This is a genomic window from Formosa algae, assembly GCF_001439665.1.
Classification (GTDB): domain Bacteria; phylum Bacteroidota; class Bacteroidia; order Flavobacteriales; family Flavobacteriaceae; genus Formosa; species Formosa algae.
The window spans coordinates 83,396-107,870 of record NZ_LMAK01000019.1; the positions used below are offsets into that span (position 1 = coordinate 83,396).

Below are 24,475 nucleotides of genomic sequence, written 5' to 3' on the forward strand. Positions count from 1 at the left end.
TTAAGATTTAGCAGGTAATAAATGGTCATGATTAATTACTGTTGGTTCTACAAGTTCTAGAGTTGTACCACGATTAATTTTAAATGGTTCTCCAGAATATGGTTTCTCATATTCATGTTCTAAGCTATGGCTTAAAATCCATTTTTCTAAATCGGTTCTAGATATTGTACCATTTATGTATTTTTCAATCATTAAAGTTGCAATTCTACCAGCAAATCGACTTCCCCAATATCCATTTTCTACAAATACTGCAATAGCAATTTTAGGATTGTCTTTAGGTGCAAAAGCCACAAATATGGAGTGGTCTGTAAGTTGAGTTTTTACACCATCAATTTTTGTAAAGTTTTCTGCTGTTCCTGTTTTTCCACAAATTTCTAAACCTTTTACTTGTAAACTAACGGCTGTTCCTTTGTTATACACATCATACATTCCCTGAACTACAGGTTCAAAATTCTCTTTGTCAATTGTGGTATGTCTTGGTGTGGTATAATGCGCATCTATTTCTTGTCCTTCAATTGTTTTAATAATATGAGGTGTATAAAAATAACCTCGATTTGCAATGGCAGCGACCATATTTGCTAATTGTATTGGTGTCGCTTCAATTTCTCCCTGTCCAATGGCGTTAGATAAGGTAAAGGTTGTTCTCCAACGGTTTTTTCCATACCATTTATCGTAAAAATCGCCACTAGGAATACGTCCTGGGCTACCAATTTTAAGGTCGTATCCCAAGTAATCACCCAAACCAAAACTCGTTACATGTTTATTCCAAACATTCATGCCTTCATAAGGTGTATCGTATTTCTCAATAATACGGCGATACACATTTGCAAAATAAGCATTACAAGATTCGTAAATCCCTACGTTCATGGCCAATGGACTAACGTGGCCGTGACATCCCATTTTTCTGTTTCCGTAACTATAGCCATGATTACAAGTGAATTTATCTTCAGTAGTCACAACACCTTCCTGTAACCCAATAAGGGCATTTAAAACTTTAAAAGGGGAACCTGGAGGATATTGTGCAAGTAAACTTCTGTCGTAAGTAGGTTTAGAAATCGAGTCGTTGTATAGTTTTGTGAAATTTTGAGAACGCTTTCTTCCTACTAGAGAATTTGGATCGTAAGTTGGAGCAGAAATCATCGCTAATATTTCGCCTGTACTAGGTTCTATAGCTATAATGCCACCATGTTTATGTAGCATTAATTGTTCGCCATAGGCTTGTAATTGGGCGTCGATAGTAATTTTTATATCTTTTCCGGGTTCAGGTAATGTATCAAACTTTCCTTCTTTATAAGGACCTATATTTTTATTGAATCTGTTTTTTTGAATGAATTTAATTCCTTTTTTCCCTCTTAATTCATCTTCATAAGACAATTCTACACCTTGTTTTCCAATTAAATCACCCATTTTGTAATAAGGATTTTTATTGATAATGGCATTGTTTACCTCTCCAATGTCTCCTAAAACATTTGCACCAATAGAGGCTTCGTAATGACGAAGTGAACGTTTTTGAATGTAAAATCCTTCATATTTTCTCATTTTTTCTTGAAGTACAGCATAGTCTTCTTTAGATAAATGGGATACAAATACAGATGGTAATCTTGGGGAATAGTGGTAGGCTTTGTTGTATGTTTTTTTGAATTTCTCTTTATCAATTTTTAATAAATTACAAAATTCTAAGGTGTCTAAAGCTTTGACTTCGCGAGGAATAACCATGACATCGTATGATGATTGGTTAGATACTAAAAGGGTGCCGTTTCTGTCGTATACAAAACCACGTTTCGGGTAATCGTATACTTTTCGAATGGCATTATCATCATATAAATTATTAGCTGGAGAGCTGTAAACTTGTAAATAAAACAGTCGAGATATAAATATGATCCCAACCGTAATTATGGTAAAAAATAATAAAAATTGTCTCATTTAGAACGTTTGCTGAAAATAATAGTAACTATAACACATAGAAGGATGGTAAAGATACTAGAAAATAACGTTTTTTGGAGAGTTAAAAGTGTTTCTGAAAAGTTAAATACTTCTAAAAGAAAAAGGACTAAATGGTGAATAACTGTTAGGAGACTAAAATACATGAGTTTGGAACCAAAGTCTACATTGTTAAATTTTATAGTTTGATGTTCGTAAACCGTACCAAAAGACCATTTTAAAACTAAAGGGCGTAAATACGCAATAGTGACACAGGCTGCGGCATGAATACCACCTGAATCGGAAAATACATCTACTAATATGCCTAATAAAAAACTTAAAAGCATAAAAATCATGCGGTCATTTTTAACTGGATATAGTACTACAAATAAGATGTACAAATACGGATTAATGTATCCTAAAAAATTAATATGATTTAGAATGACAACTTGCACTAATATTAGTGTAATAAATTTAAGTATTTGAGATATAACGTTACTGTTCATTAGATAAATTTAGTAAGTTATTAATCTCTGGAGCGTCTAGGTGTTCTATAATATAGGCGTGTTCAATATTGGTCATGTCGTTAAACAGTCCTACATTTATTTCATAATTGTTTTCTGCAGCATCAAGTTTAAAGCTTTCAATAGTTCCTATCTGAATGCCTTTAGGGAAAATAACCGAGCGTCCAGACGTTACTATAGTATCACCAATTTGTATAGGTGCAATTTTTGGAATGTCTACAAGTTGAACAACTTTAGGCGATTTTCCATCCCAAGTTAATGTTCCAAAATGATTTGTCTTTTTTAACTGCGCGCTAATTTTACTTTTAGTATTTAGGATTGAAATTACTGTCGCATAATTAGGACTAGTATGGTCTACAATTCCTAGAATTCCTCTTGGAGTGATAAGTCCAAAATCTTGACTGATACTGTCGTTATCACCTTTGTTAATGGTTAAAATATTTGTTGTAGCAGCGTAGCTGTTCTTAATAACTCGTACAGGTCTGAATAGGTAAGAACCATTAAAATTAGTAGTGTCTACATAATTTGTATCTAGAGCAATATGATAGTTTTGAAGCCTGTTTCTAAGACGTGCGTTTTCTTCAGATAAGTTTTCGTTCTGACTTTTTAAGCTTAAATATTGATCGATACTATTAAGTTGCGTATAAATACCGCCGCTTAAAAAATTAGCAGAATTTATAAACTTACTTTTATGGTAAGAGTGCGTTTGTACAGTAAAAAACACAGCCAACGACATAAGCAGCACGTACAACAAAAAGTTTTTGTTGCGGATAATAAAATTTAGGATTTGCTGCATGCTTTAAGGCTATTTTATCAAGACGCTCTTAAACTTTGGTAAGTTTTTTAGCGTAATTCCTGTTCCACGAACAACAGCGCGTAGTGGGTCTTCTGCAATATACACTGGTAAATCTGTTTTTTGAGATAGACGTTTATCCAAACCACGTAACATAGAACCACCACCGGCTAAATAAATACCTGTATTGTAAATATCGGCAGCTAATTCTGGAGGTGTTTGCGATAAGGTTTCCATTACGGCATCTTCAATTCTAAGAATAGATTTGTCTAATGCTTTTGCAATTTCTCTAAACGAAATTTGCACTTGTTTTGGTTTTCCAGTTAATAAATCACGTCCTTGAACACTCATGTCTTCAGGAGGAAGTTCTAAATCTTCTGTTGCAGCACCAATCTGAATTTTAATTTTTTCTGCAGTACGTTCACCAACATACAAGTTATGTTGGGTACGCATATAATATATAATATCGTTTGTAAAGACATCACCAGCAATTTTAACCGATTTGTCGCAAACAATACCACCTAAGGCAATCACTGCAATTTCGGTAGTTCCACCACCTATATCTACAATCATGTTTCCTTTAGGTTGCATAATATCTACACCAATACCTATGGCCGCAGCCATAGGTTCGTGTATTAAATAAACTTCTTTTCCGTTTACACGTTCGCAAGATTCTTTTACAGCTCGCATTTCTACTTCGGTAATACCAGAAGGAATACAAACCACCATACGAAGTGCAGGAGTAAACATTTTTTTCTTTAAAGCAGGAATGTTTTTAATAAACAGACTTATCATCTGTTCAGACGCATCAAAATCTGCAATTACGCCATCTTTTAAAGGGCGAATTGTTTTAATGTTTTCGTGTGTCTTTCCTTGCATCATGCTCGCTTCTTTACCAACGGCAATGATTTTACCGCTAACACGATCACGAGCTACTATTGAAGGACTATCCACCACAACTTTATCATTGTGAATAATAAGTGTATTGGCTGTTCCTAAGTCAATAGCTATTTCTTCTGTAAGGAAGTCAAAAAATCCCATGCGTTATATGTCTTTTTTTGCTTTAATTAAAATGAGTATTGTAAAAGTAATGAAATTAATGCTTGAAATGACGCGTTCCTGTAAATACCATAGTAACATCGTTATCATTACAATAATCTATGCTTAACTGATCTTTTATTGATCCTCCAGGTTGGATTACAGCAGTAACTCCAGCATTTTTTGCAATTTCTACACAGTCAGGGAAAGGGAAAAAGGCATCACTTGCCATAACAGCACCTTTTAAATCGAAATCGAAAGACTGTGCTTTATGAATGGCTTGATTAAGCGCATCTACACGACTTGTTTGTCCTGTTCCGCTAGCACATAACTGGTTGTTTTTTGCTAAAACAATAGTGTTAGATTTGGTATGCTTACAAATTTTAGAAGCAAAGATTAAATCGTTTAATTCACTATCACTAGGGCCATTTGTTGTCGCATTAGATAAATCTTCTAAAGCATCTGTAATATTATCTTTTTCTTGCACTAAAACTCCGTTTAAACAAGATCTTACATTTGTTTTAGGTAATTCTATATCGTGAAGAATTAAAAGAATCCTATTTTTCTTTCCTTTTAAAAGTGCTAAAGCATCTTCGCTAAAAGAAGGTGCAATCACAACTTCACAGAATAAACTGTGAATATCTTCAGCCGTTGCTAAATTAATTTCAGTATTAGAAATTAAAACGCCACCAAATGCAGAAACTGGATCTCCAGCTAAAGCATCTTTGTAAGCTTGTTTTAAAGTGTCGCGTTGTGCAACACCACAAGCATTATTGTGTTTTAAAATGGCAAACGTAGGTTTGTCACCTTTAAATTCGTTTATTAAATTCACAGCAGCATCAACATCTAAAAGGTTGTTGTAGCTTAATTCTTTACCGTGAAGTTTTGTAAAAATATCGTCAAAGTTTCCGAAGAAGAATCCTTTTTGGTGAGGATTTTCTCCATAACGTAACACTTGTCCGTTTTGTTCACTAATTTTTAAAACAGTTTCTTCGCTGTTTTTATTAAAGTAGTTAAATATCGCAGAATCGTAATGAGACGATACGTTGAATGATTTTCTTGCAAAATCTTTACGTTGTTCTAAAGTCAAGGTTCCGTTTTGTTCAGAAATAATATCTAAAAAGTTAGAATAATCGTTAACAGAAGATACACAAACTACATCTGCGTAATTTTTTGCAGCAGCACGAATTAATGAAATTCCACCGATATCAATTTTTTCAATTATATCTTGTTCACTAGCTCCAGAAGCTACTGTGTTTTCAAAAGGATATAAATCTACAATCACTAAATCGATTTGAGGGATATCAAATTCTGCTAATTCAGTACGGTCTTGATCATTGTTTTGACGATTTAAAATACCTCCAAAAACTTTTGGGTGTAATGTTTTTACGCGTCCGCCTAAAATTGAAGGGTAAGATGTTACGTCTTCTACAGGGACAACATCTATGCCTAAGTCGTTAATAAAAGCCTGAGTTCCACCAGTTGAATACATGGTTACTCCTAATTCATTTAACTTTTTAATAATAGGTTCTAAACCATCCTTGCTAAATACAGATATTAATGCAGATTTGATTGTTTTTTCGTTGCTCATTAGTGTTGTGTTATATTAATGCGCAAAAGTAAGGATTTAGAATAAAATTTTTACAGTTTGTTTCGTGTTTTGTTTTTATTTTTTTTGTAACAAAACTATAATTTAAACGTCATATCTTTAAATCTCAGAATTTTTAATAAAAGCACTTCTAAATGATTTTATATTTAAGACTTTTTAAAGAAAGTTTTTCGTTTGCTATTAATGCTTTACGAAACAATAAATTAAGAACATTTTTGTCTCTTTTAGGAGTGACTATTGGTATATTTTCTATTATAGCAGTATTAGCCGCAGTAGATTCTTTAGATCAAAGTATTAAAAGCCAGTTGTCTGGGTTAGATAAAAATACCATTTATTTAACCAAGTATTCTTTTGGGCCTACAGAAGTGCCTAGATGGCAACGCGACAATTACCCACAAACAGAAAATGATGATTACGAATTTGTAAATCGAAATATTCCAAATATTAAATCGAGTGCTTATGTTATTTTTGGAAATTCTGAAACCATAAAATATCAAGATAATGCGATTAGTAATGTAGGTGTTACTCCAGCATCTTATGGTATTTACGATATTGAAGATTTAAAAATAGGAGAAGGGCGTTTTTATAGTGAATCCGAATCGTCTACCGGAGCACCAGTTGTGGTTGTAGGTGCTGGATTGGCAGAGAATTTATTTGAAAGTGAAAATCCGATAGGCAAACAAGTGCGTATGTATGGCCGAAAAGTTACGGTTATAGGTGTGCTTAAAAAAGTAGGATCTTCTCTTTTTGATTCTCCAGACGAAAAAGCATTTGTGCCTTCAAATTTTGTGAGACAATTTACCAATGGTGGCGCAGATGGTATTCCTGGTGCTATTGTAATTAAACCCGAAGCGGGAGTAGATATTGCTGCTTTTGAACAGGTTTTAAAACAACGTTTTAGAATACATAGAGGATTAAAGGCTGATGAACCTGATAATTTTTTCGTGAATAAATTATCTGGAATGACGGATGCTATAGATAATATTATAGGCGTCATGAATCTTGTAGGCTGGATTATTAGCGGATTCTCTCTTTTAGTTGGTGGCTTTGGAATTGCAAATATTATGTTTGTGAGTGTAAAAGAGCGTACCAATTTAATTGGGATTCAGAAATCTTTAGGTGCTAAAAATAAATTTATACTGTTTCAATTTTTATTTGAAGCTATTATTTTAGCTGTAATTGGAGGATTAATCGGACTACTATTTGTGTGGATTATTTCTATGGTAGCTTCTTTAGCGGTAGATGATTTTGAATTTGTTTTATCGTTTTGGAATATGCTAATCGGATTTTCTTTATCGACATTTATTGGGTTAATTTCAGGAGTTTTACCAGCGCTTTCTGCCTCTAAACTAGATCCTGTTGAAGCTATCCGTACGGGAATGTAAATATTAAACATACTGGTTTTAAATTTGTGAACAATACCTCTCGTTAAACCATGCAAGCTAATTACAAATAGAAAAGTTTCGACTTTAATCATTTAATGATTAAAGTCGAAACTTTTTTTATTTAAGATACTATATAGTTAAGCAAGTTGTTTGGCAACTTCTGCACAAACAAACTCTAAGAAACGTTCGTCTTCAGCAGTAAACGGGTCAGGAGTATTCGAATCGATATCTATTTGACCAACATTTTCGCCATTTACAAATAATGGTACTACAATTTCTGCTTTTACCGTAATACTACATGCAATATAATTGTCTTGTGCTGCAACATCTGGTACAACAAAGTTTTCATTGCTTACAGCAACTTGTCCGCAAATCCCTTTTCCAAATGGAATAATGGTGTGGTCTGTAGGTGCACCAACGTAAGGTCCAAGTTTAAGCTCATTTTTATCACCGTTTTTAAAGTAAAATCCAACCCAATTATAGTAAGAAACTTCTTGATCTAATAATTCGCAAACAGCTAAAAGACGTTCGTCTAGAGTTTTGTTTGTCTGTGTTAATATGGTTTCTACTTGAGGTTTTAAAGACGCTAAAGACATAGTTTTGATTTTTTTGTAAAAGTATTTAAAAAGCAGCGATTATAGAACTTCATTTTTATAAATTTATCATCTTATATAAATACCTTTTATTTGAAGACCTTATTTAAAACATATAAACCTGTAATTCGTTTTGTAATCACGTTTTTAGCTGTGTATTTTATCATGTCTCTATGTTATAAGTGGTATTTAGATGTATCTAAAACAACGCAATTTCAGCCCGACTATATCACTTATCAAGTGGCAGAACAATCGCAAGCCGTTTTAAATGTTTTTGGTTTTAAGTCTACTATACAATTGCAAGAAGGCGAGCAATGGGTAAGATTGTATTTAAACGACACTTATATTATTCGCGTAATTGAAGGTTGTAATGCTATAAGTGTTATCATCCTTTTTATGGCGTTTATTATGGCATTTGCATCCACAATTGAAAAAACGGTGTTATATGTTTTAGCCGGAACAACCTTAATTTATATGGTTAATGTATTGCGAATAGCTCTAATTTCTATAGCCTTATATTATTACCCAGAATCTGAACACTTAATACATGGTGTTATATTTCCTTTAATTATTTATGGGATGGTTTTTTTATTATGGGTATTTTGGGTGAATAATGTTGTGAAACCTAAAAAGAAATATGCAGAACATTCAACGGTATAGTATTATATTCTTACTATTTATAGGCTTGGTTTTAATAAGAGCTTTTGAAACAGATTTGTTTTACGATCCTTTTTTAGAATTCTTTAAGAATGATTATTTGTTTCTGGATGCTCCTGTTTTTGATACTCTAAAACTAATGGCATTTACAAGTTTGCGTTACCTTATAAATACCATATTGTCGTTGGGTATAATTTATTTCGCTTTTAAGAATGTTGGCGCTTTAAAATTTTCAGCTGTGTTTTATGCTGTAGCTTATGTGATTTTAATACTTATATTTTTGTTTTTAGTTTTACATGCCAAACAGAATAATTATTTCTTTCTGTTTAATATCCGTAGATTTTTAATTCAGCCCCTATTATTGTTGTTGCTTTTACCTGCTTTCTATTATCAGAAGCACATTAAGAACTAAAATAAAATACTTTTTAAACATAAAAAAACCGAAGCTTTTAAGACTTCGGTTTTTAATTTTATAAGATGTTAGGATTACATCATACCTGGCATACCACCACCCATTGGAGGCATAGCCGGAGCATCTTCTTTAATATCTATTAAAGCACACTCTGTTGTTAAAATCATTCCAGAAACTGAAGCTGCATTTTCTAATGCAATACGGGTTACTTTTTTAGGATCGATAATTCCTGCAGCAAGCATATCTACATATGTTTCTGTTTTGGCATCGTAACCAAAGTTACCTTCACCTTCTAAAACTTTAGACACAACAACACTTCCTTCTCCACCAGCATTTTCAACAATAGTTCTTAAAGGCGCTTCAATAGCACGAGCTACAATTTGTATCCCTGTTGTTTCGTCTAAGTTTACCGTAGTAATTGCTTCTAGTACAGCTTTAGCTCTAACTAAAGCTACACCACCACCAGCAACAATACCTTCTTCTACAGCTGCTCTCGTAGCATGTAAAGCATCATCTACACGGTCTTTTTTCTCTTTCATTTCAACTTCACTTGCAGCACCAACATAAAGTACAGCCACACCACCTGCTAATTTAGCAAGACGTTCTTGAAGTTTTTCTTTATCGTAGTCGCTAGTTGTTGCTTCAATTTGAGATTTAATTTGATTTACACGATTTTTAATCATGTCTTTCTCACCTGAACCATTAACAACTGTTGTGTTGTCTTTATCTATAGTAACACGCTCTGCAGTACCTAACATGTCAATAGTAGCATTTTCTAAAGTAAATCCTCTTTCTTCAGAAATTACAGTACCACCAGTTAAGATTGCGATATCTTCTAGCATTGCTTTACGTCTGTCTCCAAAACCAGGTGCTTTTACAGCTGCAATTTTAAGAGAACCACGTAATTTATTTACGACTAAAGTAGCAAGTGCTTCACCATCTACATCTTCAGCAATAATTAATAAAGGCTTACCTGATTGAGCAACTGGCTCAAGAACTGGTAATAAATCCTTCATTGTAGATACTTTTTTATCGTATAATAAAATGTATGGATTGTCTAAATCAGTGATCATTTTTTCACTGTCTGTTACAAAGTAAGGCGATAAATATCCTCTGTCAAATTGCATACCTTCAACAACATCTACATATGTATCTGTTCCTTTAGCTTCTTCAACAGTGATTACACCTTCTTTACCAACTTTTCCAAAAGCTAAAGCGATTAGATCTCCAATAACATCGTCGTTGTTAGCAGAAATTGCTGCAACTTGTTTAATTTTATCTGAAGAATCTCCAACTTGTTGTGTTTGTTTTGCAAGGTCTGCAACAATAGCTTCAACAGCCTTGTCGATACCACGTTTTAAATCCATAGGGTTTGCACCTGCGGCAACGTTTTTAAGTCCTTCTTTAACAATAGCTTGAGCTAAAACTGTAGCGGTAGTTGTTCCGTCTCCAGCTAAGTCGTTGGTTTTAGAAGCTACTTCTTTTACCATTTGTGCTCCCATGTTCTCAAGAGCGTCTTCTAATTCGATTTCTTTAGCTACAGAAACACCATCTTTAGTTACAACTGGTGCTCCGAAAGAACGACCGATAATTACATTACGACCTTTTGGTCCTAAAGTTACCTTTACTGCATTTGCTAGTGCGTCTACACCACGTTTTAAACCGTCGCGTGCTTCAATATCAAATTTTATATCTTTTGCCATTTTATTATTTTTTCTTTAAGCATAAAAGCGGTTGGCTTATGCTTAACTGTTTAACTTGTGTTATGCGTTTGTTTTGAAGAATTTCGTTTTAGGAAATAAAAATTAGATAATTGCCATAATGTCGTCTTCACGCATCATTAGGAAATCTGTACCTTCTAATTTTAATTCAGAACCAGAGTACTTTCCGTAAAGAACTTTGTCGCCAATTTTTACAGTAAGTGGTTCATCTTTTTTACCGGTACCAACAGCAACAACAATTCCTTTGTGTTGTTTTTCTTGAGCTGAATCTGGAATAAATAATCCTGATGCTGTTTGAGTTTCTGCAGGAAGTGGTTCAACCAGAACGCGGTCTGCAAGTGGTGTGATGTTTACTTTACTCATGTTATTATAATTTTAAAATAGATTAATTTTTATGATTGTATGTATTTCGAAAATTGTGCCAAGTCTATTGGACTGACAAACTTTCAGCAACAAAAAATGCCAACTGTAAAAGTTGGCATTTTTAATAGTATATATATGAGTATATGTTGTTTATTCTGCAGCGTCTTCTGTTGGTGTAACAGGTGTAGTTGCTGGTGCAGCAGGAGCTGTAATAGGTAAAGGTTGTGCTGTAGTTTCAGTATCTAATGCTTTAGATTCTAATGTTCCAGAACCTCTGTTTATTGCAACGTTAGATAATAAAATTAAAACTAACATTACTCCAGCTAATGTCCATGTACTTTTATCTAAAAAGTCAGTGGTCTTTTTGACACCACCAATTTGTTGAGAACTGCCTCCTCCAAGAGAAGAAGATAATCCACCTCCTTTAGGGTTTTGTACCATAATTACTACGATTAATAAAAATGCTACTACAACGATTAGGAATAAAAATATTGTAAACGTACTCATTAGTTCTTCTTATTTTGTTCTTGTATTTGTTTTACTGCTTTAATTCGGTCTGCAAAGAAACCACTTTTTTCTGGATATTTCAAACTTAATATGTTATAAGATTGAATTGCCTTTTTGTAGTTTTTTTGTTCGACATAAATTCTAGCTAAAGTCTCTGTCATCAGAGATTCAGGTTGTAGCACATGCGACTCTGCTAAATTCTGCGATACTCCCGAAGATTTTTTAGGATCGATTTTGGGGTTTGTAGATATAAATTTATCTATTAAAGCAAACTTTTTAACTTGTTCTGGAGAAGGTGTTATGTGTTCTGGTTCTTGCTTTGGAACTTCAGCTTTTGGCAGAATGCTTTGTGGTGCAATAGTTACAATGTCTTCTTCTGCTACCTTAATATCTTCTACATCTTGATTAGGTGGAGTAGGTTGTGTCTCTGAACGATTAACAGGATTAAAAGACGTTAGCTTTAGCCACTCGTTAAAGGAATGGGTTTCATTATTATTGAAATCTAAGGGTTTACCTATTTCTAAAATAGTTTCTGGAGTTTCTTCAGAGGTAACAACGTCTTCTGCTTTTGTGACTTGTTTATCAGAATTAGCTTGGCTAGTGTTTTCTAAAGCTTCAGAATGTTCTTCTGTAAAATGAACTAATTTTGCGGGTGTTATTTTTGGCTGAAATAATTCTGGGTCTAACACCCCTTGTGTATCCTCAATATGTTGGTCTATTATATCGTCTCCAGTTTTACTACTGCCAACAGATATGTCAACCACATCTACATCTATATTTTTTAAGTGTAGAGTGTTTTGTTTTATAAATTGAGAAATTTCATTTTGAACAAATGCTTCAGAGGTAATAAAGTCGAATAAAATACTACGATCGGTAGTGTATGCCGCCGTGGTTTTTAATTCTTGATTGTATTTAAAGCTTTCGTTGGTTTTTAAACCTTTTAAATATAGTGCACGAGCTGGCTGAAAGTATGGAAATTCTTCTATAATACTTTTTAAATGTCCAGCTTGTTCCGGTATTAAGGCTTCTGGTTCTTGTAATATGTGTGAAAAATCTGTGCTTGTCATGGTTACCATTGCGCTAAAGACGCATTAAATATGTCTTGAGTTATTTGGTCGAATATTTCTTCTATAGCTGTTGTTTTTATTGTACCAATAAGTTGCGAGGTACCATCGTAATCATAAAAGAATGAAAAACGTTTTTCAAACTCAGCTTCTTCATCTTGTTTATTATAAAAACGAACGTTTACCGAAATGGTTAAACGGTTTTGTGCTGCAGTATCATCGGCAGTTGCTGTTGTTGGGGAAATTCTGTATTCTACAATTTCACCTTCGTAAACCAAATCTCCGTTAGATTTTACATTGTCTAAACTGGTCTGATTTATAAGTAAATCTGTTAATGCATTAGTGAAATCTAAATCTAATCCAGGTTCTATTAAAGCGGCATTATTCTGAAAATAATTAACCTGAAAGGTTTTTGTATTCGAATTAACTTTTGCTCCAGTAAACGAATACGAACCACATGCTGTAAAGCTTAAAGCTGTGATTAAAAGGATAAAATAGTGTTTTATAGTCATGATTTATAAATCGTACTGTTTAATTTTTCTATATAAAGTGCGCTCGCTAATTCCTAATTCTGCGGCTGCCAATTTACGTTTTCCTTGGTGGCGTTCCAATGATTTTTTAATAAGCTCTAACTCTTTGTCTTGTAAAGATAAGGTTTCTTCTTCCTGAATTTCTTCAGCAAAATGATATTTATCTAACGGGTTTATAGAAGGATCTACTAAAGATGTAGGTGTTGGTTCTGGTATAGAAAGGATTTCTAAATCGTCTTCTGTCTCGTCGTATTCGGCATCAGACTCGTCTCCATATATTTTCTGAATTAGACTTTCGTTATTTTTCTGCACATCTTTATCGTTGCCATGTTTCATCAATTCGGCAGTTAACTTTTTAAGGTCGTTTAAATCTGCTTTCATATCAAATAACACTTTGTAAAGTATTTCGCGCTCACTACTAAAGTCAGAGTCTGATTTTGTATTCGATATCACAGCGGGTAAATTTGTAGCTGTATTTGGTAAATAACCACGAATAGTTTGTCCGTTAATCGTTCTGTTTTCTTCTAAAACAGAAATTTGTTCAGCCACGTTTCTTAACTGACGGATATTACCGTTCCATCTAAACTTTAAAAGTTGTAAAGTAGCATCGTCTGTTAGTTTTATTGTTGGCATTTTGTATTTTAGAGCAAAATCACTAGCAAATTTTCTGAACAATAAATGAATATCGTCTTGACGATCGCGTAAAGGTGGCAAGTGAATTTCTATCGTACTTAAACGGTAGTACAAATCTTCTCTAAATTTCCCTTTTTTAATGGCTTCAAACATATTCACGTTTGTAGCGGCTACAATACGCACATTTGTTTTTTGAACTTGACTAGAACCTACTTTTATAAATTCTCCATTTTCTAAAACACGAAGTAAGCGCACTTGTGTGGTGAGTGGTAATTCTCCAACTTCATCTAAAAATATAGTTCCGCCATCGGCAACTTCAAAATACCCCGATCTGGTTTGTGTTGCTCCAGTAAAAGCCCCTTTTTCATGGCCAAAAAGTTCACTGTCTATCGTGCCTTCAGGAATGGCACCGCAGTTTACAGCAATATATTTGCCATGTTTTCTATGCGATAATTGATGAATTATTTTAGGGATGCTTTCTTTTCCAACCCCGCTTTCTCCTGTAACTAATACAGAAATATCCGTAGGCGAAACTTGTATGGCTTTTTCTATAGCACGATTAAGTTTCTGGTCGTTACCAATAATTCCGAAACGTTGTTTTATGGCTTGAACTGATTCCATATAATAATGTATTTAGCTTTAGTGTGTTGGTCTACGTTTGCTTATAAATTAGATAATGCTATACCTTCTCCTATAAGTGTAGCACTAGTACAGTCGTTAATTTTTACCGTTACAAAATCTCCAACTTTAAAGTCGGCTTTAGGGAAAACAGCAACAATATTTTGCGATGTTCTTCCCGACCAATGTTGGTCTGATTTTTTAGACGATCGTTCTATAAGTACTTCAACTTCCGTATTTACATACGCTTTGGTTCTAAATTCGCTGTGTTTACGCTGTAGTTGTACTACATCGTCTAAACGTTTCTTTTTAATTTCTAATGGGATATCATCTTCCATTTTACGTTCTGCCAAAGTCCCTGGACGTTCAGAATAATAAAACATATATCCGAAATTATATTTTACATAGTCCATAAGACTCAAAGTGTCTTGATGGTCTTGTTCTGTTTCTGTAGGGAATCCGGTAATCATGTCCTGACTTATAGAACAATCTGGAAGGATGCGACGAATATTGTCTATTAATTCAAAATATTCTTCGCGTGTGTGTAAACGGTTCATGGCTTTAAGAATACGGTTACTTCCACTTTGAACCGGTAAATGAATATGGTTGCAAATGTTTTTGTATTTGGCCATGGTTTCAATAACATCTAGTGTTAAATCTTGTGGATTAGATGTCGAGAAGCGAATACGCATTTTAGGATACGCTTTCGCACATAATTCTAAAAGTTTCGCAAAATTAACCGCTGTCGCAACTTGCATGTCTGTCGCTTTTTCAAAATCTTTTTTAAGTCCGCCGCCATACCATAAATAGCTGTCTACGTTCTGACCAAGAAGTGTAATTTCTTTAAAACCACGGCTCCATAAATCTTGTATTTCTTCTAAAATACTTTGAGGTTCGCGGCTACGTTCGCGTCCACGTGTAAATGGTACTACGCAAAAGGTGCACATGTTATCGCAACCTCTAGTAATAGATACAAATGCACTTACACCATTACTATTTAGGCGTACAGGAGAGATGTCTCCGTAGGTTTCATCTTTAGATAAAATAACATTTATGGCATCTCTACCTTCATCTACTTCTGCAAGTAAGTTGGGTAAATCTTTATAGGCATCTGGCCCCACAACGAGGTCTACAATTTTTTCTTCTTCTAAGAATTTACTTTTAAGACGTTCTGCCATACAGCCTAAAACGCCTACTTTCATCCCTGGGTTAATGCGTTTTACGGCATTGTATTTTTCAAGACGTTTACGTATAGTAAGTTCTGCTTTATCTCTAATAGAACAAGTGTTTACTAGTACTAAATCGGCGTCTTCTAAATTTTGAGTTGTGTTATAACCTTGGTTATGTAGTATAGATGCAACTATTTCGCTGTCACTAAAATTCATAGAACAGCCATAGCTTTCTATAAAAAGTTTACGTGAATTTTCTTTCTTTTGGTCTAATACAAGGGCTTCTCCTTGTTTGCTTTCGTCAATTGTCTTCTCCATAATGTTGCTGAAAATAAGTATCAGTCAATAAGTTTGCAAAGATACAATTAAAATTAAGTTTATGACAAAGTGTCAGTTTAATTTTTCTAGTAATTTTGTTAAAATATGCGTCCTTTAGGCGTAACAAAACCCAACCATATGTTTATAAACGAATTTGAAACAAAAGTAAATCAGGCAAAATCTTTAGATTTCGGAATTATTTTTAGTGAATCGATAGAACTTTTTAAAAAAGTATGGCTACAAGGTTTAGTCACATTACTACTTACCGTTGTTATCATTATTCCTTTTTACCTTATTATATATATACCTCTAATCGCATTAAGTATAAATCCTGAAATGATTCACGCTAATGACAGTGTAAACCCGTTATTTATTATAGGAATGGTGTTGTTTTTTATGTGTTTTGGTACTGTAGCCTCAGCAGTAAGTATTGGAATGAGATCGGCATTTTATAGAATCTGTAAGCTCAAAGATTCTGGAGCTTTAGTGTCTGATGATTATTTTTATTATTTCAAAAAACCGTATTTCATGAAATTAATAGTGCTCTCTGTAGTCATTATGCTAATTTCTTTACTTGCAACATTGTTGTTTGTATTGCCTTTGTTTTATGCTATCATCCCATTGTCGTTTATTAATGTGGTTTTTGCGTTTAATCCAGATCAGAGTGTCTCAGATATTATAAAAGCCAGTTTTAAATTGGGTACAAAAAAGTGGTTAATTGCATTTGGTTTAATGGTAGTCTGTGGGTTTTTGGCAGAGATTATTGGGGTTATGATGTGTTTTATAGGCGTGTTTGTAACTGTGTCTTTCGCATATATACCTTTATATATAATTTATAAGGAGGTAATTGGGTTTGAAAATTCAGAAGACGAAACTGTTTCCATTGAAACCTTAGCATAATTCGTAAAATTTTAATAATTAAGTTGAAAAAATAGAGGTTCAAAATCGAAGTTTTTAACCTTTCATCGTACTGAATACTCATAAAATTAGGATGATGTTGCTTTTTTGATATACATTTGTAGCACCAAAAAAATAAAAATGGCGAAGAATTTAGTAATAGTGGAGTCACCTGCAAAGGCGAAAACGATCGAAAAATTTTTAGGTAAAGATTATAAAGTAGAGTCAAGTTTTGGTCATATTGCCGATTTGCCTTCTAAAGAATTAGGGGTAGATGTTGACGGTGATTTTAGTCCGAAATACGAAGTTTCCTCCGATAAGAAAGCAGTTGTTAAAAAGCTTAGAGATTTATCTAAGAAGGCCGAAATGGTTTGGCTAGCAAGTGATGAGGATCGCGAGGGTGAGGCTATTGCTTGGCATTTAGCCGAGACTTTAAAATTAGATAAAAATAAAACGAAACGTATTGTTTTTCACGAGATTACTAAAACAGCAATTCAAAAAGCAATAGAGAATCCGCGTGGTATAGACTATCATTTAGTCGATGCGCAACAAGCCCGTCGTGTGCTGGATAGAATTGTTGGTTACGAATTATCTCCAGTATTATGGCGTAAAGTAAAAGGTGGGTTATCTGCCGGACGTGTACAGTCAGTTTCTGTAAGATTAATTGTAGAACGCGAACGTGAAATTCAAGATTTTAAAGCTGTAGCATCTTATAGAATTGATGCAGAATTTTCTAATGAAAGCGGACAATCATTTAAAGCTAAGTTACCAAAATCATTCACATCAAAAGCAGAGGCTTTTAAATTTTTAGAAGCTAATGTGTCTGCCGATTTTAAAGTAGCCGATTTAGAAAAGAAACCCGCTAAAAAATCTCCAGCGGCACCATTTACAACATCAACACTTCAACAAGAAGCAGCACGTAAATTATATTTTTCAGTAAGTAAAACTATGACTATGGCACAACGTTTATACGAAGCCGGTTTGATTACTTATATGAGAACAGATAGTGTGAATTTATCTGACGAAGCAAGAAAAGGAGCGAAAGCAGAAATTGAAAATGCTTACGGAAAAAAATACGCTAAAGAACGTAATTATAAAGGAAAGGCTAAAGGCGCACAAGAAGCTCACGAAGCCATCCGACCAACAGATTTTGCATTGCATTCTGTAGATATTGATCGTGATCAAGCACGTTTATATGAACTGATTTGGAAACGTGCCATCGCATCGCAAATGAGTGAAGCGCAATTAGAACGTACTAGCGTTAAAATTTCAGCTTCAACACATAAAGAATTATTCTCTGCAAACGGAGAAGTTATTACGTTTGAAGGGTTTTTAAAAGTGTATTTAGAAGGAACAGACGACGAAGATTCTGAACAAGAAGGAATGTTGCCTGCAATGAAAGTAAACGAAACACTTTTAAACGAATACATTACAGCTACAGAACGTTATACAAGACCGCCTTACAGATATACTGAAGCTTCTTTAGTAAAGAAGTTAGAAGAGTTAGGTATTGGTCGTCCGTCTACGTATGCACCAACTATTTCAACCATTCAAAACAGAAATTATGTTGAGAAAGGTACTGTGGAAGGCGTAGAGCGTGAGTATACCCAAATTACATTAAAAGCTGGAGAAGTTAAAGATGCATTACTTATAGAAAAAGTAGGATCTGATAAAGGGAAGTTAGTACCTACAGATATTGGAATGATTGTAACCGACTTTTTAGTGAATCATTTTGAAAGCATCTTAGATTATAACTTTACAGCAAAAGTTGAAGAAGATTTTGATGATATTGCTGAAGGGAAAGAGAATTGGACAGAGATGATGAAGACGTTTTATGCTAAATTTCATCCGCATGTTAAAGATGTTCAAGAAAATGCAGATCGTGAATCTGGAGAACGCATCCTTGGAACAGATCCTAAAACAGGACGTCAAGTTAGTGTGCGTTTAGGAAAATTCGGTCCAATGGCTCAAATAGGAGCAGCTGAAGAAGAAGATAAAATATTTGCAAGTTTGTCTCCAGACCAACAATTAAATACCATTACGTTTGAAGAAGCGTTAGATTTATTTAAACTTCCTAAAGATTTAGGGGTGTACGAAGATCTTCCGGTTGTTGTGAATAACGGACGTTTCGGACCATATGTTAAATTTGGAGATGCTTATGTGTCCTTGCCAAAAGGTGTAGATGCGTTAAGTGTAGAGTTAGAAGATGCTATTGTTTTAATAAAAGAGAAACAAGAAGCAGATGCTCCTATATATATGTATAACGATTTGCCTGTACAGAAAGGTAAAGGGCGTTTTGGGCCATTTATAAAATGGAACAATATGTTTATTAACGTAAACAAGAAGTATGATTGGGATAATTTATCTGATGATGATATTGTGACGTTAATTGAAGAAAAAATTCAGAAAGAGATTGATAAAGTCGTTCACAACTGGGAAGATGAAGGTATTCGTGTAGAGAAAGCGCGTTGGGGAAGACACAATGTTATTAAAGGAAAAATTAAAGTAGAATTAGATAAAACAGTAGATGCAACAAAGCTAACTTTAGATAAAGCAAAAGCGTTAATAGAGGCTAAAACGCCTAAACGTAAAGCTCCAGCTAAAAAGAAAGCAGCCACTAAGAAAAAGGCTCCAGCAAAAAAGACAACCACTGCTAAAAAGAAATAATTCATGGCCGACCTTAATTTTTTGGCTCCAGTACCCGATGTCGTAGTAGCGTATACAGAGTTATTATCGCCACAAGCCATCGGAAAAAAAATAAAAATACATTCTAAACAACACGGTATTCCAAATCTAGAAGGAGTTGAAATTGTACTATTGGGTGTTTTAGAGAATCGTAACGATGTTAATTATATAGGTGAAGATTTCAATTTAAACGAAGTCCGTAATGCATTCTATAAATTATATCCAGGCAATTGGTGTACAACCATGGCCGATTTAGGCGATATATATAAAGGAGAAACTGTAGAAGATACGTATTACGCTTTAAAAGAAACCGTTTCCGAGTTAGTAAAACTAAATATTATTCCTGTTGTTCTTGGCGGAAGTCAAGATCTTACTTACCCAATGTATCGTGCCTTCGATAAGATTATACCAATGGTTAATCTTGTAAATGTAGATAGTAATTTTGATTTAGGCGATTTAACACAACCCATTAAGAATACAAGTTATGTAGGGAAAATTATCTTAGAAGAACCTTACAACTTATTTAATTATGCTACTATTGGCTATCAAACCTATTTCAATTCTCAAGAAGAAATAGACTTGATGGAAACATTATATTTTGAAGCCTATCGCTTAGGGCAGGTATCTAACGACATTACGTTAGTAGAGCCAGTGATGCGAGATGCAAATATTGTGACTGTAGATTTAGGCTCTATTAAAGCCTCAGAAGTAAGTTTAAACCAAAAGGTCTCCCCAAATGGTTTAGACGGTAAAGAAATATGCGCTATTACAAGATACGCTGGTATTAGTAATAAGGTAAGCGCGCTTGGGCTATTTGAATACAAGCCTTCGCAAGACGATGAGATCACTTGTGTCTTAATCTCTCAAATGATTTGGTACTTTATTGAAGGCCTGAATAATAGAGTTGAAGATAGTGATTTTAAAGACGAGCATATTTACCAAAAATTTATTACCTTAGTCGACTCCCAAGAACTCAATTTTTACAAAAGCATCAAGACTGGACGCTGGTGGATTGAGATCCCTTTTTTAAATGAAATCAATAATAAATTAAAAAGACACACGTTATTACCGTGTATGCATCAAGACTATTTAGATGCATGTAACAATCAAATTCCTCAACGTTGGTTCAAAGCATATCAAAAAAATTGCGTTTAAATGACAAAAAAGATAGACGAAACGCAGTGGCTATCGACTAAAAGCACTTTTTTACGATGAAATGATTAATTTTTCCTCAAAAAAATTGTTTTTTAGAAAATATATAAATATGTTTACAGTCTTAAAATTTAGGTACCAATTATAACCTCAAGTTTTCTATGGATATGAAAAAATTAGTATTATTAACAGTTGTTTTAACAGTAATAATGAGTTGTGGCTCCGGTGATAGGGGTGAGCTTATTGGAGTTCAAGGAAAAAGGTGGCATCCAGAAAAACCTTACGGAATGGCATTAGTTCCTGGTGGGTCTTTTATAATGGGTAAAGCTGATGACGATTTAGCAGGCATACAAGATGCGCCTTCTAAAACAGTAACAGTGCGTGCATTCTATATGGATGAGACTGAAATTACAAATGGTGAATACAGACAATTTGTAAATTGGGTTCGCGATTCTATTGTTAGAACTAAATTAGCCGTTTTAGCAGACGAAGTTGGAAAAACTCCTGAAGATGGAGGAATTGGTGAATTTGCATTTACCGATGCTGACACCGCTAGTATGACTGTATATGAAAAGTATATGTTAGATAACTATAGCGGATTAGGTCCAACAGGTAATGAAGGAAGAAAATTAAATAAGCGTGTAGATCTTATTTATGACGAAGCCGATTACCCAGACGAGCTTTACGCTGAAGTTATGGATTCTATGCATATTCCTTTAGAAGAGTCTTATAACGGACAACGTACTTGGGATGTAAATAAATTCAAATTTCAATACACGTATTTAGATATACAAAAAGCGGCTAAAAACAGAGATCTTAAACGTAGTGATGTTATTGTGCAAGAAGAAGTAGAGGTCTATCCAGATACTACTGCTTGGATTAGAGATTTCTCTTACTCTTATAACGAGCCAATGCATAACGATTATTTCTGGCACGATGCTTATGGAGAATATCCTGTAGTAGGTGTAAGCTGGAAACAAGCTAATGCATTCTGTCAATGGAGAACATTATATAAAAATGCTTACCAAAAAGATAAAAGAAAGCAATACGTAAACTCTTTCAGATTGCCATCTGAAGCAGAGTGGGAGTATGCTGCTCGTGGTGGTCTTCAAGCTGCAACTTTCCCATGGGGAGGACCTTACGCTAAAGATGATAGAGGATGTTTCTTAGCAAACTTTAAACCTTTAAGAGGTGACTATGCAGCAGATCAAGCTTTATATACTGTTGAAGCTAAATCTTACGAACCAAACGATTTTAACTTATACAACATGGCTGGTAATGTCGCAGAATGGGTTTACTCATCTTACGATCCAGCTTCATACGAGTATTCATCAACAATTAACCCAATTGTAAACGACAACTCTAATCAACGTAAAGTTGTGCGTGGTGGATCTTGGAAAGATGTAGCCTACTTTTTACAAGTAAGCTCAAGAGACTACGAATATGCTGATTCAGCAAGAAGTTATATTGGATTTAGAACTGTTCAAGATTATATGGGAACAGACATTACAAGTAACTCAGCAAGATAATTATTTAACTTAACCTTAACTTAATCATTATTAATCAACCTTTTAAGGAGACACCTTAAAACAAAAAAAATTAGAAATTATGGCACAATCAAAAGCAGGAAAAAGATTTATAAACATGGCCTACGGTCTTGGAGCATCAGTAGTAATTATTGGAGCACTATTTAAGATTACTCACATTGAATTTGGTCCAATTACGGGTAACTTAATGTTAACAATTGGTCTTGTTGCAGAAGCAATTATTTTCGCAATATCTGCATTCGAACCAGTAGATGACGAATTAGACTGGTCTAAAGTTTATCCTGAATTAGCAGGTGGAGCACCTACTGCAAAAGGTAAAAAAGAAGAGCCTAAAGATGCTGAAGGTTTATTATCTAAAAAATTAGATAACTTATTAAAAGACGCTAAAATCGATGCAAACTTAATGGCAAGTTTAGGTACAAGCATTAAAAACTTCGAAGGCGCTGCTAAAGGTATTAACCCAACTATCGATTCTATCGCTTCTACTAAAAAATACGGAGAAGAAATGTCTATCGCTGCATCTCAAATGGAATCTTTAAACAGTCTTTATAAAGTACAATTAGAGAGTGCAAGTCGTCAAACTTCAATCAACAAAGAGTCTGTAGAAAACGCTCAAAAATTAAAAGAACAAATGCAATCATTAGCGTCTAACTTATCATCTTTAAACGGTGTATACGGTGGAATGCTTTCTGCAATGGTAAAAAAATAATCACTAATTAGAATATAAAGTTCTATACATTATTAACTTAAAAACTAATTAGAAATGGCAGGAGGAAATTTATCCGCAAGGCAAAAAATGATTAACTTGATGTATTTAATCTTCATCGCGATGTTAGCGTTGAATATGTCAAAAGAAGTGCTTTCAGCATTTGGATTAATGAACGAAAAATTGGTAGAATCTAACCAATTAGCAACAGGACGTAATCAAGCATTATTATCTAATCTAGCTGTAAAAGCAGATGAGAACCCTGAAAAGTTTAAATCACTAAAACAAAAAGCAGACAAAATAGGATCTTTAGGTAATGACTTAAACTCGTATCTTGAAGATTTAAAATCTAAAATGACTGCAGACTTAGATGATGCAACAGATTACGAAACTATGGATAAAGGTGATTTCTTAGACAATCACTTCTTCCAAGGAGATTCTCATAAAGAAGAAGGTGAGAAATTCTTAAGTGAAATCGCTAAATTTAGAGATCAGACCGTTGCAATTTTAGAATCAGACCCAAAATTAGCACCAATGGCTGCTGATGTTAAAAAGAAATTTAGTACCGACGAAGTTGAAAACAGAGATGGTATTAAAGTAGACTGGTTAGAATATAACTATAAAGGATATCCTTTAGTTGCATCTTTAACAAAGGTTACACAATTGCAATCTGATGTTAAAACTACAGCTTCTGAAGTGTTAAATAATATGTTAGCAGGGTCTTTAGCAGCAGATGCTTCTATGACTAACTATACTACATTATTAGAAACATCTAAATCGGCTTACTTTAATGGAGAAACTTTTGACGGAAACATTGTATTAGGTCGTAAAGATGGATCTACAAAGCCAAATAAAGTTGAATTAACATTAGATGGTAGACCTTTAACTGCAGAGCAATATACTGTAGAAGATGGTAAAGTGAAATTAAACTTTGGAACAGGAAGTGCTGGAGAACACGTTATTGAAGGGAAATTAACATTCTTACAAGATGGTGAGTCTGTAGAAGTTCCTGTAAAATCAACATTCGCTACTATTTCTAAACCAAATGCAGCAACGATTTCTGCAGACAAAATGAATGTAGTATACCGTGGTGTTGCTAACCCAATGACTATTACATTTGCAGGTATTGCAGATAGTAAAGTTGTCGCTACAGGATCTGGTTTAAGAAAAGGTACTGGAAGTGGTAAATATATTATGAATCCTGGTACAGGAAGAGAAGTTACTATTAACGTAAGTGGAACTTTACCTGACGGAAATAAAGTGTCTGATAAAGCAACGTTTAGAATTAAAGATATTCCAAGTCCTACAGGAACAATCCGTGGAGAGTCTGGAAACGTATCTATGCAACGTAATAGTTTATCATCGGCTACTATTGGGGCTCAATTAGAAGATTTCGATTTCGATTTACCATTAAAAGTAACCTCATTTAAAATTAAAATTCCTGGACAACCAACCATTACTGTTGGAGGAACAAGACTTAACAGTAGAGCAGAAGCTGCTTTACGTAAAGCAAAACGAGGTGAATCTGTAACTATTTTCGATATCTCAGCTCAAATCAATGGTAATTCATCTTATAAATTGAAAAAAGTATCTCCAATTATAATAGAGCTTTCTAACTAATATATAGTTTAGTC

The 24,475-nt window shown here is 34.0% G+C and carries 22 protein-coding genes; 9 read left to right on the plus strand and 13 right to left on the minus strand.

Going from position 1 to position 24,475, the window contains the following annotated elements:
• Genes mrdA through purH form a run of 5 tightly spaced genes read right to left on the minus strand, consistent with a single transcriptional unit; the run spans position 1 to position 5,866 of the window.
• Entirely contained in the window at positions 1 to 1,923 is a 1,923-nt protein-coding gene (mrdA, locus tag AST99_RS07860; protein ID WP_057781141.1) for a penicillin-binding protein 2, read from the minus strand.
• Positions 1,920 to 2,426: a rod shape-determining protein MreD gene (mreD, locus tag AST99_RS07865; RefSeq protein ID WP_057781144.1), complete on the minus strand. Its 507-nt coding sequence runs from the start codon at positions 2,424 to 2,426 to the stop codon at positions 1,920 to 1,922. Before mreD ends, mrdA begins: the two co-directional genes overlap by 4 nt.
• Entirely contained in the window at positions 2,416 to 3,240 is an 825-nt protein-coding gene (mreC, locus tag AST99_RS07870; protein ID WP_057781148.1) for a rod shape-determining protein MreC, read from the minus strand. The genes mreD and mreC overlap by 11 nt, the downstream gene beginning before the upstream one ends.
• A gap of 9 nt (positions 3,241 to 3,249) precedes the next feature.
• On the minus strand, positions 3,250 to 4,278 hold the full coding sequence (locus tag AST99_RS07875) for a rod shape-determining protein (RefSeq protein ID WP_057781151.1): 1,029 nt from the start codon (positions 4,276 to 4,278) through the stop codon (positions 3,250 to 3,252).
• A 55-nt stretch (positions 4,279 to 4,333) separates the two neighbouring features.
• Entirely contained in the window at positions 4,334 to 5,866 is a 1,533-nt protein-coding gene (gene purH, locus AST99_RS07880) for a bifunctional phosphoribosylaminoimidazolecarboxamide formyltransferase/IMP cyclohydrolase (RefSeq protein ID WP_057781155.1), read from the minus strand.
• A gap of 152 nt (positions 5,867 to 6,018) precedes the next feature.
• Between purH and AST99_RS07885 the strand changes: the two genes are divergently transcribed.
• Positions 6,019 to 7,269, plus strand: coding sequence for an ABC transporter permease (locus AST99_RS07885; RefSeq protein WP_057781158.1), 1,251 nt, complete (start codon positions 6,019 to 6,021; stop codon positions 7,267 to 7,269).
• A gap of 137 nt (positions 7,270 to 7,406) precedes the next feature.
• On the opposite strand, the gene AST99_RS07890 is transcribed toward AST99_RS07885, so the two are convergent.
• Positions 7,407 to 7,865 carry a GAF domain-containing protein gene (locus tag AST99_RS07890; RefSeq protein ID WP_057781160.1) on the minus strand — a complete coding sequence of 153 codons (459 nt, stop codon included), beginning with the start codon at positions 7,863 to 7,865 and terminating at the stop codon, positions 7,407 to 7,409.
• A gap of 90 nt (positions 7,866 to 7,955) precedes the next feature.
• On the opposite strand from AST99_RS07890, the gene xrtF reads away from it, so the two are divergent.
• Together xrtF and AST99_RS07900 are read left to right on the plus strand one after the other, a co-directional pair.
• Complete coding sequence (xrtF, locus tag AST99_RS07895) at positions 7,956 to 8,522, plus strand: exosortase family protein XrtF (RefSeq protein ID WP_069727822.1); 567 nt, start codon at positions 7,956 to 7,958, stop codon at positions 8,520 to 8,522.
• Positions 8,500 to 8,931 carry an exosortase F system-associated membrane protein gene (locus AST99_RS07900; protein ID WP_057781163.1) on the plus strand — a complete coding sequence of 144 codons (432 nt, stop codon included), beginning with the start codon at positions 8,500 to 8,502 and terminating at the stop codon, positions 8,929 to 8,931. The genes xrtF and AST99_RS07900 overlap by 23 nt, the downstream gene beginning before the upstream one ends.
• Before the next feature lie 74 nt (positions 8,932 to 9,005).
• Here the strand turns inward: AST99_RS07900 and groL are convergent, their stop codons facing one another.
• The 7 genes from groL to miaB form a co-directional block, all read right to left on the minus strand.
• Positions 9,006 to 10,634 (minus strand): chaperonin GroEL, encoded by a 1,629-nt coding sequence (groL, locus tag AST99_RS07905; protein WP_057781166.1) that lies wholly within the window; start codon positions 10,632 to 10,634, stop codon positions 9,006 to 9,008.
• A 102-nt stretch (positions 10,635 to 10,736) separates the two neighbouring features.
• Positions 10,737 to 11,015, minus strand: a complete 279-nt coding sequence (locus AST99_RS07910) for a co-chaperone GroES (RefSeq protein WP_057781169.1) — start codon at positions 11,013 to 11,015, stop codon at positions 10,737 to 10,739.
• 150 nt (positions 11,016 to 11,165) lie between these two features.
• Entirely contained in the window at positions 11,166 to 11,522 is a 357-nt protein-coding gene (secG, locus tag AST99_RS07915; RefSeq protein WP_057781172.1) for a preprotein translocase subunit SecG, read from the minus strand.
• Positions 11,522 to 12,589, minus strand: coding sequence for a hypothetical protein (locus AST99_RS07920; protein ID WP_057781285.1), 1,068 nt, complete (start codon positions 12,587 to 12,589; stop codon positions 11,522 to 11,524). Before AST99_RS07920 ends, secG begins: the two co-directional genes overlap by 1 nt.
• 2 nt (positions 12,590 to 12,591) lie before the next feature.
• On the minus strand, positions 12,592 to 13,098 hold the full coding sequence (locus AST99_RS07925) for an LptE family protein (protein ID WP_057781175.1): 507 nt from the start codon (positions 13,096 to 13,098) through the stop codon (positions 12,592 to 12,594).
• 3 nt (positions 13,099 to 13,101) lie between these two features.
• Positions 13,102 to 14,370: a sigma-54 interaction domain-containing protein gene (locus tag AST99_RS07930; protein WP_057781178.1), complete on the minus strand. Its 1,269-nt coding sequence runs from the start codon at positions 14,368 to 14,370 to the stop codon at positions 13,102 to 13,104.
• A 41-nt stretch (positions 14,371 to 14,411) separates the two neighbouring features.
• Positions 14,412 to 15,854 carry a tRNA (N6-isopentenyl adenosine(37)-C2)-methylthiotransferase MiaB gene (gene miaB / locus AST99_RS07935; protein ID WP_057781181.1) on the minus strand — a complete coding sequence of 481 codons (1,443 nt, stop codon included), beginning with the start codon at positions 15,852 to 15,854 and terminating at the stop codon, positions 14,412 to 14,414.
• A 138-nt stretch (positions 15,855 to 15,992) separates the two neighbouring features.
• Between miaB and AST99_RS07940 the strand changes: the two genes are divergently transcribed.
• From AST99_RS07940 to porM, 6 genes are all read left to right on the plus strand, one after another.
• A complete protein-coding gene (locus AST99_RS07940) occupies positions 15,993 to 16,754 on the plus strand; it encodes a hypothetical protein (protein WP_057781288.1) in 762 nt (253 codons plus the stop codon).
• 138 nt (positions 16,755 to 16,892) lie between these two features.
• Entirely contained in the window at positions 16,893 to 19,418 is a 2,526-nt protein-coding gene (topA, locus tag AST99_RS07945) for a type I DNA topoisomerase (protein ID WP_057781183.1), read from the plus strand.
• 3 nt (positions 19,419 to 19,421) lie between these two features.
• The gene (locus AST99_RS07950; protein ID WP_057781186.1) at positions 19,422 to 20,591 is read left to right on the plus strand and encodes a formimidoylglutamase; all 1,170 of its coding nucleotides are present in this window, start codon (positions 19,422 to 19,424) and stop codon (positions 20,589 to 20,591) included.
• A gap of 164 nt (positions 20,592 to 20,755) precedes the next feature.
• Positions 20,756 to 22,117 (plus strand): T9SS ring complex lipoprotein PorK/GldK, encoded by a 1,362-nt coding sequence (porK, locus tag AST99_RS07955; protein WP_057781291.1) that lies wholly within the window; start codon positions 20,756 to 20,758, stop codon positions 22,115 to 22,117.
• Positions 22,118 to 22,196: 79 nt separating this feature from the next.
• The gene (gene porL / locus AST99_RS07960) at positions 22,197 to 22,844 is read left to right on the plus strand and encodes a type IX secretion system motor protein PorL/GldL (protein WP_057781189.1); all 648 of its coding nucleotides are present in this window, start codon (positions 22,197 to 22,199) and stop codon (positions 22,842 to 22,844) included.
• Between the two features lie 54 nt (positions 22,845 to 22,898).
• Positions 22,899 to 24,461 carry a type IX secretion system motor protein PorM/GldM gene (porM, locus tag AST99_RS07965; RefSeq protein WP_057781192.1) on the plus strand — a complete coding sequence of 521 codons (1,563 nt, stop codon included), beginning with the start codon at positions 22,899 to 22,901 and terminating at the stop codon, positions 24,459 to 24,461.
• Positions 24,462 to 24,475 lie beyond the last annotated feature (14 nt).